This is a genomic window from Serratia sp. TSA_130.1, from assembly GCF_052691795.1.
Map to the genome: position 1 here is coordinate 22,386 of NZ_JBQZFS010000004.1, position 15,461 is coordinate 37,846.

The 15,461-nt window shown below is 57.1% G+C and carries 16 protein-coding genes; 5 read left to right on the forward strand and 11 right to left on the reverse strand.

Annotation, left to right across the window (positions count from 1 at the left end; all coding sequences use genetic code 11):
* Nucleotides 1-6: 6 nt before the first annotated feature.
* The gene (locus ACUTQY_RS15730; RefSeq protein ID WP_033643104.1) at nt 7-432 is read right to left on the reverse strand and encodes a DUF2231 domain-containing protein; all 426 of its coding nucleotides are present in this window, start codon (nt 430-432) and stop codon (nt 7-9) included.
* A 168-nt stretch (nt 433-600) separates the two neighbouring features.
* Here ACUTQY_RS15730 and ACUTQY_RS15735 point away from each other — a divergent pair, with 168 nt between their 5' ends.
* Entirely contained in the window at nt 601-1,059 is a 459-nt protein-coding gene (locus tag ACUTQY_RS15735; protein ID WP_033643103.1) for a YbaK/EbsC family protein, read from the forward strand.
* Between the two features lie 80 nt (nt 1,060-1,139).
* Here ACUTQY_RS15735 and ACUTQY_RS15740 read toward each other — a convergent pair whose 3' ends face one another.
* Nucleotides 1,140-1,517, reverse strand: coding sequence for a VOC family protein (locus ACUTQY_RS15740; RefSeq protein ID WP_033643102.1), 378 nt, complete (start codon nt 1,515-1,517; stop codon nt 1,140-1,142).
* A 24-nt stretch (nt 1,518-1,541) separates the two neighbouring features.
* On the opposite strand from ACUTQY_RS15740, the gene ACUTQY_RS15745 reads away from it, so the two are divergent.
* Nucleotides 1,542-1,757, forward strand: a complete 216-nt coding sequence (locus ACUTQY_RS15745; protein WP_033650383.1) for a hypothetical protein — start codon at nt 1,542-1,544, stop codon at nt 1,755-1,757.
* Nucleotides 1,758-1,997: 240 nt separating this feature from the next.
* Here the strand turns inward: ACUTQY_RS15745 and ACUTQY_RS15750 are convergent, their stop codons facing one another.
* From ACUTQY_RS15750 to ACUTQY_RS15760, 3 genes are all read right to left on the reverse strand, one after another.
* Nucleotides 1,998-2,387 (reverse strand): hypothetical protein, encoded by a 390-nt coding sequence (locus ACUTQY_RS15750; protein ID WP_128868960.1) that lies wholly within the window; start codon nt 2,385-2,387, stop codon nt 1,998-2,000.
* A gap of 6 nt (nt 2,388-2,393) precedes the next feature.
* Nucleotides 2,394-2,774, reverse strand: a complete 381-nt coding sequence (locus ACUTQY_RS15755) for a nuclear transport factor 2 family protein (RefSeq protein ID WP_046687056.1) — start codon at nt 2,772-2,774, stop codon at nt 2,394-2,396.
* Between the two features lie 229 nt (nt 2,775-3,003).
* Nucleotides 3,004-4,014 carry a LacI family DNA-binding transcriptional regulator gene (locus ACUTQY_RS15760; RefSeq protein ID WP_033643098.1) on the reverse strand — a complete coding sequence of 337 codons (1,011 nt, stop codon included), beginning with the start codon at nt 4,012-4,014 and terminating at the stop codon, nt 3,004-3,006.
* A 316-nt stretch (nt 4,015-4,330) separates the two neighbouring features.
* Between ACUTQY_RS15760 and ACUTQY_RS15765 the strand changes: the two genes are divergently transcribed.
* The 3 genes from ACUTQY_RS15765 to ACUTQY_RS15775 all read left to right on the forward strand — a co-directional run bounded on the left by ACUTQY_RS15765 (nt 4,331) and on the right by ACUTQY_RS15775 (nt 7,449).
* Nucleotides 4,331-5,254 carry a substrate-binding domain-containing protein gene (locus ACUTQY_RS15765; protein ID WP_033650386.1) on the forward strand — a complete coding sequence of 308 codons (924 nt, stop codon included), beginning with the start codon at nt 4,331-4,333 and terminating at the stop codon, nt 5,252-5,254.
* Nucleotides 5,255-5,321: 67 nt separating this feature from the next.
* The gene (locus ACUTQY_RS15770; protein WP_033643096.1) at nt 5,322-6,497 is read left to right on the forward strand and encodes a Gfo/Idh/MocA family protein; all 1,176 of its coding nucleotides are present in this window, start codon (nt 5,322-5,324) and stop codon (nt 6,495-6,497) included.
* A 10-nt stretch (nt 6,498-6,507) separates the two neighbouring features.
* Nucleotides 6,508-7,449: a sugar phosphate isomerase/epimerase family protein gene (locus tag ACUTQY_RS15775; protein WP_033643095.1), complete on the forward strand. Its 942-nt coding sequence runs from the start codon at nt 6,508-6,510 to the stop codon at nt 7,447-7,449.
* Between the two features lie 53 nt (nt 7,450-7,502).
* Here the strand turns inward: ACUTQY_RS15775 and ACUTQY_RS15780 are convergent, their stop codons facing one another.
* The 6 genes from ACUTQY_RS15780 to ACUTQY_RS15805 all read right to left on the reverse strand — a co-directional run bounded on the left by ACUTQY_RS15780 (nt 7,503) and on the right by ACUTQY_RS15805 (nt 15,433).
* Nucleotides 7,503-8,600 carry a hypothetical protein gene (locus ACUTQY_RS15780; protein ID WP_046687055.1) on the reverse strand — a complete coding sequence of 366 codons (1,098 nt, stop codon included), beginning with the start codon at nt 8,598-8,600 and terminating at the stop codon, nt 7,503-7,505.
* 61 nt (nt 8,601-8,661) lie between these two features.
* Nucleotides 8,662-9,699, reverse strand: coding sequence for a Glu/Leu/Phe/Val dehydrogenase dimerization domain-containing protein (locus tag ACUTQY_RS15785; protein ID WP_046687054.1), 1,038 nt, complete (start codon nt 9,697-9,699; stop codon nt 8,662-8,664).
* 16 nt (nt 9,700-9,715) lie between these two features.
* Complete coding sequence (locus ACUTQY_RS15790; protein ID WP_046687053.1) at nt 9,716-12,595, reverse strand: type I polyketide synthase; 2,880 nt, start codon at nt 12,593-12,595, stop codon at nt 9,716-9,718.
* Between the two features lie 13 nt (nt 12,596-12,608).
* Nucleotides 12,609-13,784, reverse strand: coding sequence for an NAD(P)/FAD-dependent oxidoreductase (locus tag ACUTQY_RS15795; protein WP_033643091.1), 1,176 nt, complete (start codon nt 13,782-13,784; stop codon nt 12,609-12,611).
* Nucleotides 13,785-13,824: 40 nt separating this feature from the next.
* A complete protein-coding gene (locus ACUTQY_RS15800; RefSeq protein WP_050440105.1) occupies nt 13,825-14,382 on the reverse strand; it encodes an allene oxide cyclase barrel-like domain-containing protein in 558 nt (185 codons plus the stop codon).
* A 22-nt stretch (nt 14,383-14,404) separates the two neighbouring features.
* Entirely contained in the window at nt 14,405-15,433 is a 1,029-nt protein-coding gene (locus tag ACUTQY_RS15805; RefSeq protein ID WP_033643090.1) for a PLP-dependent cysteine synthase family protein, read from the reverse strand.
* Between the last annotated feature and the right edge of the window lie 28 nt (nt 15,434-15,461).

Consider the following 15,461-nt stretch of genomic DNA (forward strand, 5'->3'; position numbering starts at 1 on the left):
ACCTCCTTATTTTGCGCGGGCGCCAAGGGCCAGCAGAATATTCGCCAGGCTGAGCAGCGCGACCACGATCGCAGACAGCACCAGGCCTTGGGGCACCACGGCATACGCATCCCGGCTATGCACGAAAGCGTTGATAATGGCGAGAACGATGGCCAGCAAATTCAGCCAGAAATGGAGTTTGACCGACGCTCCCCGCAGCCGAGCGCTGCCGAACCATACCTGTACCAGGTTAATCAGGCGGGGAATGATGGCAAAAATCAGGCCGATGGCAATTAGCCAACTTGCGCCATTGACCCACTGAATATTAGCGGTACAGGCATAAATGATGTCGAAAATCAGCGCCGCGGTGAAAAATCCGTAAGGTATCGGGTTGAGCCATTCATAGACGGCCACTGCGGCCGCTGAGGGCCTTGCTGTCGTTTGCGTGGTCATGCAGGCATCTCCATGAAAAATGATGGGTAAAAAGGCCATTGGCCCCTTAAAGCTTTGTTCAGATCCAGCGATTTGAACAATTTTGATTCTCATTTTTAGCATGCGATTTTAAAACCGAAACCATCACTTCGGCATTATCAATGGCTTAGCAATATCAGGAGGCAGGGCATGAGCATAGAACGCGTTCAGCGTTTTCTGGCCGAGCACGCACCGGAGACGACGGTGACGGTGCTGGCAAAGAACACCGCAACGGTGGCGCTGGCGGCAGAAGCCTTTGGCGTGGAGAGCGGGCAGATCGCCAAGACGCTTTCGTTTCGCGTTAACGGCGATGTGGTGCTGCTGGTGATGGCGGGAACTGCCAGAATCGACAACAAGAAGTACAAGCAATTCTTCGGCGTGAAGGCGCGTATGCTGCCGGCGGAAGAGGTTGAAGCATTAACCGGCTATCCGCCCGGCGGCGTTTGTCCCTTTGCCGCACCGGAGGCGGTGAGGATCTACTGCGATCATAGCCTGCGCGTTTTCGATGAAGTGCTTCCGGCAGGCGGCAGCGATAACTCTGGCGTGAGAATTGCGCCACAGCGGCTGGCCGGCATCACGGGAGCGGAGTGGATTGACGTGACGGGGTAACTAATAGTGACGCCGTCACAATACGTTATGTTAAATACAGAGTCTTTTCTCTGTATAATTATTTGTTTTTAAATGGAAAACTAGGCTATCGCATTGTGGCAAACCGCCTCGATATTATGACCATCCGGACCAATGACAAACGCCGCATAGTAGTGGGCATGATAATTGGGGCGTAAACCGGGCGCGCCATTGTCTTTGCCGCCGGCGCTTAACGCGGCGTGATAGAACGCATCGACCTGTTCACGGCTGCTTGCGGTAAATGCCAGGTGCAGATGCGCCGGTTTTTCATCGGTCTGAAACAGGCATAATGACACGTTACCCCGATCGGGACACAGCTCAACGCCATAATCGGGTTCACCTTCGGCAACGATCTTTACGCCCAGCGGCGCCAGCGCATTAAGGAAAAACGCTTTGCTCAGAGCAAAGTCGCTGACGCCAAATTTCACATGGTCAAACATGGGGATGTCCTGGAGTGTGGAAGAATGTTCCCATTCAGTATAGCCAACGCCATGAAGGCCACCGGAAACGGTGAAGACGAACGCCAGTACGCATTTGGCAGGCAGAAGTTGTTCATTTTTATGGCGCGTTTTGGTGAAATCTGCAGTATCGCAGTAGCCATGTTTTATCAGATTTCACGTAGCGCGATCAAAAAAGCGGGGGGATTTTGCCTCAATATCCGCAGAGATGTGTCGCTATAAGCATGTCCGGTCATCATTAATGGCAGAACGCATTTATCTATGATCCTCAGTGAGTGGAACGTGATAAAGCTGAAACTTCGCGAGATACTGGCTGGCGTGTTAACGGCAGTCCATCACATCGGTAGAGTTGGCTGGCGGCCAAACCAACGATTGATAATTTTGCTGGGCGGTTAAGCGGCGTTGGAACGCCAGGTACCGAAATCCTGGGAAGCGGCAAGCGCATGCCTCACATGCATGCATTTACTGCAGGAAGTGAACAGGCGACAGGCATTGGGTGTTCAGAGATTTTTGCGCAAACATCATAGTGTCGCTCAGCAATAAGCGGCAATGGCAATGAAGCCTGCAGCGAAAACTCGACGGCTTAAGACCAGCTGAAAAACGAATTCGTTCAACGGCATGAGCAACGGGCGTTGAAATGGTTGGCCACAGGAGAAAACCCATGATCAAGCCAGGACGCCAGAATCCACGTATAACCACATGGATGCGCATAATGTATATTATGTTAAATTTAATTATTGGATACGCACCGCCGTTAGCCTGGCCGTCCTTTCTCACCTCACCTTCAAGCCTTATCAGGCTGCTAACCTTTTTTATGTTTAAGCCCATCATCAGCCCGTTCAGTTTCAGCACCTCAGTTTAATCCTCGGTCGGTGTGCCCTGATGAAACCGCATCTGCCAACCGGCCTTTTCCGTCAGCATCCAAATCGACGACCGTTCTGTGCAACGAATGGCGTTGCCCTGCGCGTTGCGTTGAAAACTCTTATACGTCAGCAACACGGCGCCTTCACTGATTTTCGCCAGCGTAAAACCTTCGGCAACAATCTGCGGATGCTCAGTTTCCATTTCCAGCGCCGCAACGGTCTGGCGTTTGTCATAACGCCGACCTGAGCGACCAATCTCTTCAAAGTCTTCATGCAACAATGCCGCGACGCGCTGCGGATCGCGGCGCACCGATGGCTGATGCAGTTCAACCTCAAGCGTCTGGATTTGGCTAAACAACTTTGCAGAATGCGTCAAAATGCCCTCCTTTTTGATCGCGCTACGTGAAATCTGGCAAACTTCGGCAGTCAATCTACACCAGAATGACACTCGTGAAACCTGACTTTGCCATGGCGCCCCCAGCGGTACTCGCCACCGCTGGCTATGGGGCATCTGAAGGTAACACTTTCTCTTCTATAGAGTTTTTTTTATCGCGACGAGTTCTCATTAAACCTCCAAAGTGACGACGTCACCAAAAGGAAAAACCTCACGCCTGTTTCTCTCCCAGGTGCGACCGCCGAACCCGCAATTCCCCATGCCGCCAGGCGCCGTCTGCCGTGGTGCGATTATCGAGCAGGCGATTCAAGGCTTCTTCGACCAGCCGGTCGATGCGTTGGCTGTAGCTGGTCAGCGCCCAGTTGGCTGATCCGGCCTCGTCGATATCGTCGAAACCTACCACGGCCATTGCAGACGACGGTGTCACTTGCCTGAGCGCTTCGAGCGCCCCCAGCGCCAACACGTCGTTCTCGCAGAACAGCGCCTCAACCCGCTCGCTTTCCGGCGTTGCCTGCAGGTATTCGCTCATCAGCTGGAAACCGCGTTGGCGATCGTAGTGGCCAGCCGTGAGCACCCGATCCAGCTGAAAGCCAGAGGTTATCAGCCTATCGCGGTAGCCTTCCATGCGCAGCAAATGGCTACTTTGCGTGTCTGGCCCCTTCATGTAGCCAAAGCGCCGATGCCCTTGCTCTATCAGCAACCCAGCGATCTCTTCGCCGGCGCGGTAACCGTCGATATTGACCACATCAATGTGTTCGCTTTCCGTATTGCGGCACACCTGCACCAGCGGGATCTGATGCAGATCTTGCGCGATCGCCGCCCACTCTTGGGTTAACACCGTCGCCAGGAACAAAATGCCATCGACCTGCAGCTGATCGGCCATCGCCATTACCGCCCGGTAGTTTTCCCCGGCGGTGATATTCAGCAGCAGCGCCATATAGCCGCGGGTTTGCAGCTGTTTGGTGACCATATCGAGCATCATCATCGAATGCGGGTTCTTCATCTCGTCGATGGCCACGCCGATGATGTGCGTGCGTTTTTGCGACAGGCTGCGCGCCAGCAGATTGGGTCGATAGCCCAGCTCGGCCGCCGCCGCCAGTACGCTTTCACGCGCGCTGTCTGAGATCGACGCACCGGGCGTAAAGGCGCGCGATACCGTCCATTTAGAGACGCCGGCCTTTTCGGCGACGTCGCTGGCGGTGGCTTTGTGGTGTTTCGTCATGGTTGCGTCGATCCCTGCTTCGGTGAAGTCACACTATACCCTGCTCGCTCAGATCCCCTAAGCGCCTGCCGGCATACCTGCTGCGATTATGTCCCGTTTTTGCACCCGATTGCAATTTGTTATGCAACCGGGTGCAAAACATAAAGAGTTTGTGATCGTCCGCGCTGTTTTCACCTTTCCCCTGTTGACCAAATTTTATCCATGGCCGACATTCACGGTGGCATTCAGAGACTCATCGCCGTTTTGTCTCCTGTTTTGCACCCGATTGCAAAACACTGTTTTTACATAACACCTCTCTTCTCAACAGGATACCGTAATGAAAAAAACCAGACTGTTGTTGATGTTAGCCTGCTCGCTGTTTGTCGTGACCGCCCAGGCCAAGACCTACCAGGTCGGCGTGGCGCTGGCCAACTTCGATCTCAACTTCGTCTCTATCCTGCGCAGCCAAATGGCGCGGGAACTGGTTGCGCAGCAGCTGCAAGGCCAGTTCGTTGATGCCAAAGGCGATGTCGCCCTGCAGGTGCAGCAGGTAGACGATCTGATTAATCAGGGCGTGGACGCCATTATCCTCAACCCGGTCGATACGCAAGGCGTTCAGCCGATGATAGCGGCCGCCCAACGCGCCGCTATCCCCCTTATCTTCGTCAACCGCAAACCCGAAGTGCCGCTGAGCGGCGCGACGGCCTACGTCGGCTCCGATTCGGCGCTCAGCGGTCGCCTGCAGATGGAGGCTCTGGCGAAAAAAATGAATTACCGCGGCAACGTGGCGATCCTGATGGGCGCCCTCTCCAACGAAGAAACCCGCGAGCGCACCCGCGCGGTGGAGGCGGTGATCGCCAAACACAAAGAGCTGAAAGTGGTAGAGAAACAGACTGCGAAATGGCAACGCAATGAAGCGGTCGACGTGGTCTCCGGCTGGTTGCTGAACGGCGTACCGATCGATGCGATCGCCGCCAACAACGATGAGATGGCCATCGGCGCGATCATGGCGCTGAAGCAGGCCAAAAAGAACGGCGTACTGGTTGCCGGTATCGATGGCACGCCCGACGGCCTGCAATTTATCAAAAACGGCGACCTGGCGGTGACCATTTTCCAGGATGCCAAAGCCCAGGCGATCGGCGCGGTGCAAGTGACCCGAGCGATGTTGGATCACGCCAAAACCGAGTCTTACAACTGGGTGCCTTATGCCACCGTGACGCGAGAAAACTACCCGCAATTTGCGCAAATGAACCAGAAATAAACCGTTGCCACTCTCTTTTTCAACCCACTTTGCACCCGAGTGCAAAACCACAGTATCAGGAGTCAGCATGTTAAATGGTGAAAGAAGCATCCCTCGCCCGCTGCGTTGGGCGATGATCGGCGGCGGCCGCCTCAGTCAGGTGGGCTACAAGCACCGTTCCGGCGCACTGCGCGACAATACCGCCTATCGGCTGGTTGCCGGCGCTTTTGATATCGACGCGGCGCGCGGGCGTGAGTTTGGCGTCAATCTCGGCGTGCCCGCTGAACGCTGCTATGACGACTATCAGCAGTTGCTGAAACAAGAGGCCTACCGCGAAGATGGTGTTGAGGTGGTGACCATCGCCACCCCTAACGGCACCCACTATGAAATCACGCGCGCCGCGCTGAATGCCGGCCTGCATGTCATCTGCGAAAAACCGCTGTTCTTCACTACGGCGGAGGCGAGAGAAATCAAGGCGCTGGCGGCGGAGAAAGGCCTGATCGTCGGCGTAACCTACGGCTTCTCCGGGCATCCGCTGCTGATGCAGATGCGCGCCATGATCGCGAACGGCGACATCGGCGAAATACGCATGGTCGAATTGCAGTACACCCATGGCTTCAACGCCAACGAAAGCGCGGACACGTTCGAGGCGCAAAAGTGGCGCGTCGATCCGAAAATCGCCGGCCCCTCCTTTGTTCTGGGTGATATTTCTACCCACACCTTCTACATCTCACAGCTGGTGATGCCCGACATGAAAATTGCCTCCCTGCTGTGCGATCGCCAGAGCTTTATCCCTTCCCGCGCCCCGCTGGAAGACAATGCCATGGTGCTGATGCACTACGAAAACGGCGCCGTCGGCCGCATGTGGGCCTCCGCCATCAACGCGGGCGCGATGGACAGCCAAAGCATTCGCGTGGTGGGCGCACGCGCCAGCCTGCAATGGAGCGATTCCACGCCCGGCGAATTGCGCTATGAGATCCAGGGGCGGCCCAACCAAACGCTGCACCACGGCATGCCCTATCTGGACGACAGCGCGCTGGCCGAAGAGCGGCTCGGCGCGCTGCATACCGAAGGGCTGGCCGAATCCTGGGCCAATATTTACCTCAAGTTCGCCATCGCCATCAGCGCCAGCCAGCACGGCGATCGGCAAACGCTGGCCACGCTGATCTATCCGGATATCGATGCCGGGTTAGAAGGCGTGCGCTGGATTGAAAACTGCGTTCGTTCCGCCGACAACGGCGCCACCTGGGTCAATTACCGATAAGGAAAGCATCATGAAACTTTCATTCTGTACCGACAGCCTGGGCCATTTGCCCTTCGAGCCGATGCTGGATCGGTTGCTGGAGCTGGGGGTGCGCGGCGTGGAAATGACCACCGGCGGCTGGTCTCCGGCGCCCCATCTGGATACCGACGATCTGCTGGCCAACCCGGCCAAACGCCGGCAGCTGCAGCAGGCCCTGGCCAGCCGCGGCATGGAGATCGCCGCGCTCAATGTCTCCGGCAATCCGCTCGATCCGGGCGAGCTGGGGCAGCGCCATCTGCGCCAAACCGACAATACGCTGGAGCTGGCCGGCCTGCTGGGGGTGAAGAAGATCGTTATGATGAGCGGCCTGCCCCCGGCCAGCCCGCATGACACCATCCCCAACTGGATCACCTATACCGTCAGTTGGCCCCCTACGGTGAAAAACTGTCTGGACTATCAATGGAATGAGGTGGCGATCCCCTATTGGCAGGCGCTGGTCGCCCGAGCCAAAGCGTGCGGCGTCGAGCGCTTTGCGCTGGAAAACTTCAGCGCCATGCTGGTGTGGAACCCGGAAACGCTGTTCCGGCTGCGAGAGGCCGTTGGCCCGATGGTGGGTCTGAACCTCGATCCCAGCCACTTGATCTGGATGGGCGCAGATCCCATCGCGGTGGCCCGCGCCCTTGGGCCCGCCATTCACCATGTGCACGGCAAAGACGTACGCCTTGAGCGCGGCGTCGTCGAGGTTAACGGGCTGCTGGAGACCAAACCGATAGACGAGGTAGCTGACCGGGCCTGGAATTATGTCGCCGTCGGCTGCGGCCGGGATCTGCAGTGGTGGAAGGAATTCTTCTCGGTGGTGCGCATGATGGGTTACAACGACTGGGTGTCACTGGAAATGGAAGACTTGACCATGTCGGTCGATGCCGGCATCGCCTCTTCCGTTCAGGCGCTGCAGCAAACCCTCAGCCAATAAATATCCTGCGCAGCGGCCACGGCCGCTGCGCCACCCAGTGAATTGCCAACCGCTTACAAACACCATACCGGCCGGGCGCCCACCGTCGCACTGGCATGCCCAGCGCCATGGCTCAGGCACAGCGTTCTCAGCCCGGCACCCGCACCGGAATACCAGGCGCCGCCTCGCATCAGCATGCGTTCGCCGTAGTTGCGCAGATAAACCTGATCGCCGTCCGCACACCGGTGATGCGGTACAACGCCGAGGATTTTCAATATATCCGGCACCGACTCTCCACTTGCCGCACCAATACGCCCGAACTCATCATCCATCAAACCTGGCGGATACCCATTGTCATGCGGATCGCCGTTGAAATGCCGGATACAGTCCGAAATGCGCGGCGTGCCGGCATTGCCGGTAAGACTCGGCGATGAAGCATCGAATTTTGCGGTTCCCGGGCTGCCGGGAGGTAGCCACTCGCCTGTTGCCAGCTCGACCGCGCGCCAGCGTTCGTCTTCATCGTCGGTCATCGGCATCGCGGCGTCATTATCCGGCAAGAGCAGAATTTCCCCCGCGACCAATTTCAGCCCGTGTTGCCATTCCCAAAGGTTGCCGCAGAGATCGCCAATACCGTGCGGCGTACCGTCATGATACCAGGCGGCCGGACCGGATGCGGTAAACGTTGTCGGATCGCCCTGCTCATCGCCCACGGCACCGCCGTCACATCGCTTGCCATACTGGCGTCGATCGCGATGCGATCGCCCACTCTCGGTATTGCCTAACTCCGGCCAGCCATGACGACGGCACCAGAACATCAACGCGGCCCATTCGGCGTTGGTGCCAATGTGCCAGCCGCGTCCATTGCGAGCCGCCGCCTGTCGAAATGCGGCCAGGTCATGCCAGCTGGCCGGGGCCGTCTCAGGTTGGCTGACCAGTTCGCCATGGATCAGCGTGCCGGGGTAACAGCCGTAGAAGAAAGCCTCTTTTCGTTGACCGTTGACGATAAACGCCGGATGAACCGCCTCGCCTAACCCTGATGTGACCTCTTGCAGCGTAAAACGAGGTATCACATGCATATAGCTGGGCTGCCCACTTGCGGTGTAAAGCACGGTGCGACGCCCTTGCGATTCGGCCTCTACTTTGCAACGCAAAGCGTCTTTTACAATAATCATGGAGTTATGTGCCCGTTAAAAAAGCCGAGGCCGGGAAAGCGCAGGCCCCCCGGCCCATTTCTTACGCCACCATGGCGGCGGATTTGATCGGTTGCAACAATTGTCCAATATCGCAATTGAGCAGTTGAGCGCGCTGCAACAACTCCTCCGTCTTGGCGCCAATCACGGAGTGAACATAGGCGTTGACCTGCTCCTGATTCATTTGGTTATAACGGTCGGTAAACGCCATTTCGATGCTGTCGCAGATCACTGCGCCGGCGTTGCTGACGTAGTCCGGCAGATAGTGAATACCGCGCGCCAACAGCCGCTGTTCAGCCTGCGGCGTATTAAACGGTGAGTTGGCGCTGCTCACCACCCAGCGGGTATTCAGCTGTTCAATATTCTGTGCATTCAATACGTTGGACATTGACGCGATGCACAGCACCTCGCTGGGTTGCGCCCAAAGTTCCTCTTCGCTCACGCGGCGCACCCCCGCAGGAAATTGCGCTGCGGGGTTGATGTCATAGGCCGTCACATCACAACCGAACAGCAGGCTTTGTTTCGCCACTTCAGTGCCGACCTTACCCATACCGTGAATGGCAATGCGCGCGCGAGGCAAATGATTGAGCCTCAGCGTCAACACTTTTTTCATCGAACTCCAGACGCCGTAGCCGGTTGCCACCGATGTATCGACTTGTGGGCTGTCCATGGCATTCAGGATCCACGGCGTAAACTGCCGCAGATAGTCCATCTCTCTATTGCCGGTATTGATATCGCATCCCGTAAACATGGTGCCGCCATAGCGATTGAGCAGAGCGCCTATCGCTTCAAGCACTGCCGGTTGCTCTTGGGGAGAACGTTTGCTGTTCACCACGATTTTGCCGCCGCTGAAGCCGGTATTGTACAGCCCGTGCTTCAGCGACATGCGCTGCGCCAGCATGATCGCCTCCTCTTCCTGCTGCTGCCGGGACGCATAGTTTCGCCAACGGATACCGCCATTGGCCGGTAGCAGCTTGATCTGCGACGAGTAAGCCAGGGTGAATGACGTTTCGTCATCGATTACGACCGTTTCTATCTGGTATTGGTTATGTGTATTCAGCAATTCATTGTTAACTGACATAATTTGCCATCCTGTTTTAATGAGAATCTTGCTCGAATGCTCCAGCCTGGTCCAACTGTTGTTTAATGCCCCACGGCGTAGGCCGCTTAAGAAAATCGGCCATCCCTATTGCCTTGCCAAACTCTTGCTCCAACATCGCCAGCAGGCGCAGCGCCATCAGCGACTGCCCGCCGGCGTCAAAAAAGTCACAGTGGTTAGAATCGGGGTTCACGCCGGTCACATCCCCCCAAACGCGCCAGATACGCGCCATCTGGGGATCTGACTGGCTTGTTGCCGCCGGCGTTCGCTCGGCTTGCGGCCCCTGCCTGTCCCGTTCGCCCAACCACCAGTGCGCCGGATCGAAGGGATACATCGGCAATGCGATGCGCGAAGGCGGCAGTTGCCACAGGCGGCGCCAGTTAACGTTGACGCTGGCGCGCCAGATTTTTTGCAGCGCCTGGATCCATACGGCACCTTCATTCTGCGCTTCGTCGCGACGCGGCAAGGTTCGCACCGCGGTCACAGAACCGGCGGATTTCAGCTGTGCAACCAACGCCGTGAGCGTCGAACCCGGCCCAACTTCGATAAACAACGTCTTGCCGCGCTGCGGTAGCTGCTGCAAGGCGCGGTGGTAATTGACCGGTTCACGGGCATGACGCGCCCAATAGCGGCCGTCAAGCGCCGAACATTCGACTTCGGTCGCCAGCAAGGCGGAGACGTAACGTACCCCCGTCGCCGATTCACCCGGCGGCGGCGCAATATCGGCCAGCTCGTCAAGAATGGGATCCATCAGGGTCGAATGAAACGCATGTGAAACATTCAAGGCTTTGCATCGCACGCCTCGGTCTCGCATCTGGCGTTCGCAAGCGCGAATGGCTTCAGCGGTGCCGGACAGCACGCAGCCGTCATCACTGTTTTCTGCCGCCAGCGATAGCTGATGACTCAACCAGGGCTGAACCTGTTGAACGCTCAGCTCTACCGCCAACATCATCCCGGACGGCAACCCGGCCATCAGACGCCCACGATGAGCGGCGAAAACCAGCGCCTCTTGCACCGAGAACACCCCAGCGGCCCAGGCCGCCGCAATTTCGCCGAGGCTGTGCCCAATGACCCAATCCGGCTCGACGCCGTAATGCATCAGCAGTTCGGCCATGGAGATTTCGACGGCGATCAGCGCGGGCTGCGTCAACGCGGTATCGTTAATCGACTCGGGTGCGGCCTCTCCGGTAAATAACGCCGAGAGATCCAGTGCGGCTTGCGTTTGCACTATCTGCAGTTTGTCGTTCATCAGTTTTCTGAAGGTCGCATCCTGCGCCATCAAATCGCTGGCCATACCGATAAACTGGCTTCCCTGGCCAGGGAATTGGAAAACTACCGACAAGCGCCCTTTCCCCGTATCCATCATGTTTTCTTTCACGCTCAACGCGCCCCGATCGTCTATCTGCAAGGTGCCGCGATAGCGCAGCGACTTTCTTCCGCTTTGCGCGCTCCAGGCCAAGCGTTCGTCGTTTTCGCCGTGCGGTCGCTGCAGATAGCGTTTTACCAGCCGATGCCAGGCCTGTTCTGACTGTGCGCTGATCGGTACGACGGTGGAGGACAATGAGGCCGCTGTTCGCGCCGGCGGCATGACAGGCGGCCTCGCCAGTACGACATGCGCATTCGTACCGCCAATACCGAATGCGCTGACGCCGATGGCCTGGCGCGGATCCTCGCGATCCCACCGTTGAGCGGAACAGATAAACTCAAACGGACTCTCCGCCAATGCCATTTCCGGATTCGGTGAGCCAACGTTGATCTGCGGCGTGAGCCAGCCATGCTGAATTTGCAGGGCGGCCTTAATCAATCCCACCATGCCGGCGCAGGTTTCCAGGTGCCCGACGTTAGCCTTGACTGCGCCGATGGCGCAGAACCCCCGTCGTGTCGTATGCTCTCGGAAAACGCCGTTCAGCGCCTCGAATTCGATGGGATCGCCGGCCAGAGTGCCCGTACCGTGGGCTTCGATGGCGCGAAAATCCTCAGGCGTCAACCGGGCATCGTCCATCGCCTGGCGCAGCAGGCGTTGCTGGCCATGCAAACTGGTGGTGGTAAAACTGACTTTGCGCGCGCCGTCATTATTCATCGCCACGCCTTTGATCACCGCGACGACGTTATCGCCGGCCGCCAGCGCATCACTCAGGCGCTTCAACACCACCACACCGACGCCGCTGCCGAATACCGTACCGCTGGCATCTGCGGAAAATGGCCGGCAGTGCCCATCGGTGGAAAACACCATGCCTTGCTGCGCAAAATAGCCGTCGTTTTGCGGGATCCTTAGGGTACAAGCGCCTGCTAACGCCAGGTTGCAACGGCCGCTGCGCAAGGCGTGGACCGCTTCGTATACCGCCACCAGCGAAGTGGCGCAGGCGGCTTGCACGTTGCACACCGGCCCCCCGATGCCCAGATGCCAGGCCACCCTGCTGGTGAGGTAATCTTTATCGCTCATTATTTGCCGCTCGAACGGCGAAGGATTGAGTTTATCGAGTAGCTCGGATCCTTGCGCCTGACGTAAATAGTCAGAGCTGCTACAGCCGGCGAACAGCCCGGTATCCTCAAGTTCCCCCGGTGTCACACCGGCGCTTTCCAGCGCGTGCCAGGCGCATTCCAAAAAGAGCCGCTGCTGGGGATCCATCAGCAGCGCATCGCGCGCGCTAATACCGAAGAATCCTGCATCAAAGCGAGATATGTCGCCGGCCACAGGCGCGGCGACGGGAATATATCCCTTGTCGACGGCATCATCCCGATCGTTATCGGCGCGAACCAGGGATTCGACACCGTTGATCAAATTATGCCACCAGCTTTCGATGTCCTCGGCACCCGGGAAACGGCAGGCCATGCCAACCAGGGCGATATCCCGTTCATTGCTGTTCACCTGCTGCATGAAGGTTCTCCGCTCAGAAACGCAATGCGCTGATGTCCCAACGGGGCTCTCGTTCCGCCAGCAGATCGGCGCAAATTTGCCCCATCAGAGGCGTAAATTTGAACGCCCATCCCCCTGCCGAGACCACCAGATGTTCGCCGCCGTGGCAGCGGCCCTTGGCGCTGTCGAGATAGAATTGGCGCGCCGGATCGGTGGGCAACACGGCCAGACAGCTTGCAGCGGAATGCTGTTTATCCGGTTCGAGGAACGGCATATGCCGGCGGGCAAACTCCAACGCGCGCTCCACGTGCTGCGGGTTTGCCCTATAGCCAGGCGCATTGGCTTCGGTGATCGGATCCACTTCGAAATCGGTCCCCAGCCGATCAAACCCATTGACGGACCAAGGGTTAGGCGGGAAGCCATAAAACAGGTTGCTGTCGCTCTCCACCGGCGGTTGGAAAGCAAACCAGAAGGGATCGTTGGCTCCCAGGCGCTGGCTGCGCAGCATGCTGATGCAGGCCATCTCATAGGTAGAAAGCGCAAGTTCAATATCCAACTGGCGCAGCAGTTTCTTGCTGCCCGGCCCACTGGCAACCAGGACTTTACGGGCGCGATAACGGTTTTGCGTCGTCAGCACCGTTGCGCCCCGAGCATCGGGCTCCACGGCCTTCACGCATTGCTGGAACTGGAACTCCACGCCGGCTTCGCTGGCCAGCGAGTAAAGCGACGCCAGGGTGCCTTTAACGTCGATCACGCCGCCGTCTTGCTGCAAGAAACCTTCATAGTTGCTGTCCAAGCCGGTGAAACCATAGCGCCGTTCGATTTCACGCATCGTCAGACGTTCATAAGGCAACCTCATTTCATCCATTGAAAGCATGGTTTGGCGGATTTGCCCCTCATTGGTCCAGACATCCGCATCGCCGAACCATAGGCTGCCAATGCGGTGGATCAGTTTTCTGTCCGCCTGTTGTTCCAACTGCCGCCACAATTTGTCGGCCTCCAGGGTAAGGCGGAATATTTCCAGCTCCGAATATTGCAAACGCCAATGGCGCTCCTCCCCGCTGGTGCCGGCCAGTTGCGTAAATAGCGCATGTTGTTCCAGGACCAAAACCTTATGGTCGCGATGCTCTCGCGCATAATTCCATGCGGCGGCCAGCCCGATGGGGCCAGCGCCGATAATAATGACATCCCAGTGTACCGACGTGTGCATACCTATCCCTCGTAATGGATATTGTGTGTGTTTGATAAAATTATTTTTTAATTAAGCTTTTAATCTGATCCAGCGGCAACAGGACGATCAGCGTCAGATATTTTTCTCGCGGAATATCCTGATAGAGCTGACGAACGCCGATCTTCCCCATGACATCCCCGCTAACGCCAGCGGCGAACAACGATTGCCATTGCCCCGCCCAAATCGCACTGGAATTCCAAATGCCGGCGGTTTCGATTCGCCCCAGCGGCGTCTCGGCCGTCTCGTGGTACCAGGAAACCACGCTGTCGTCCGGCAGTGAGGCGATTTTCCACCCCTGACCCTTCATCGTGCCGATATCATGCCCCTGCTTATCCACCAACCGATCGATATGTGAATTGGCATCGCCAACGTTAGGGACATTATCCGCTTTTGCTTTAAAGGTAATATTTGCCATTTCGATAACGGAAAGCACGGTGGCATTGTTATAGCCGTCTTTCGTCGCCAAAATATGCTCAATATCGTTGGCCTCTTTACCTGAACTTATTAACTGGCGAACATAATCGCCAAGCGCGATCAGCTCAGACAATACATTATTATTGCCCTGTATAATTTCCATGAAATATTCCTTTTAGACGTTATTAAACGGTCAAGGCTTCAGATTGTTTGAACCACTCGCGCCCTTTTTCTCGATCGATATCGGAACCGGCGTCGGCAAAGAGTGTGACAACCCGTTGATCCGCACTCAGCGTTTCTGCCAGCTTACAGGCCGTTTTCCAGTTGGCGGCGGAAGATGCGCCGATTTTAACGCCGGTCAACTGATGGAATTCGTGCATCGCGCTGAGCGCTTCCCGATAGGAAACCGGATTGAAAGGCGGTTCCTGCGGCATCAACTTACTGATGAAAGGCTGACGGAAACCGAAGCCCAACCCGCCGGCTCCGGCAAATTTAGGTTCACCGTTCGGCGCAGACAGCGTACCGTAAGGCAGTTCGCGCGGCGTGCTGCCCCACACGATCAGCTGTGGGTTATCCTGACGCAACGCGGCGGCCACCCCCGACAAGGTCCCGCCGGTCCCTACCGCCGATACCCAACCGTCGATGCGTTCACCCTCCAGCTGCCGGCGAATCTCTGCGCCCGTCGCATGCTGATGTACGGCGGTGTTGACCAGGTTAAGATGCTGAGAAAGCAGCGTCCAACTGCCATCTTCATGCGCAATCTGCTGGCTGCGGGCAATGACGCCGAGCAGGAACTGATTGCGATCGACCAGAGTAACGATGGCTTTATCGGCTTTTAACGTGTCGATAAGCGGTTGCGGAGATGAATCCGGGATCACCACTTGCACCGCTATCCCGCACATATTGCCAAGCTTGGCCAGGGCTTTCGCCATATTGCCCCCCGAGGAATCGAGCAACTTCAATTCACCAGCGGCGAAGTCGTGTTGATTGATGGCATCGCAAAACAGACCGAACGCGGTGCGGTCTTTCACCGAGCCAAACGGATTCTCAAACTCAAACTTGGCGTAAATCGACGCCTTTCCCTTTGGCGACGGCACTTCAACCAGCGGGGTATTGCCTAACGTCGCATAGAATTTTTTCAACTGGGGGAACAGAGCGAAGGCTTTCTCCGTATCCGGTGCGCAATCCTGTGGGTTAAACAGCTCAAAATTCATCAGAGGTTCCTTTAAAGCCATACGTTGA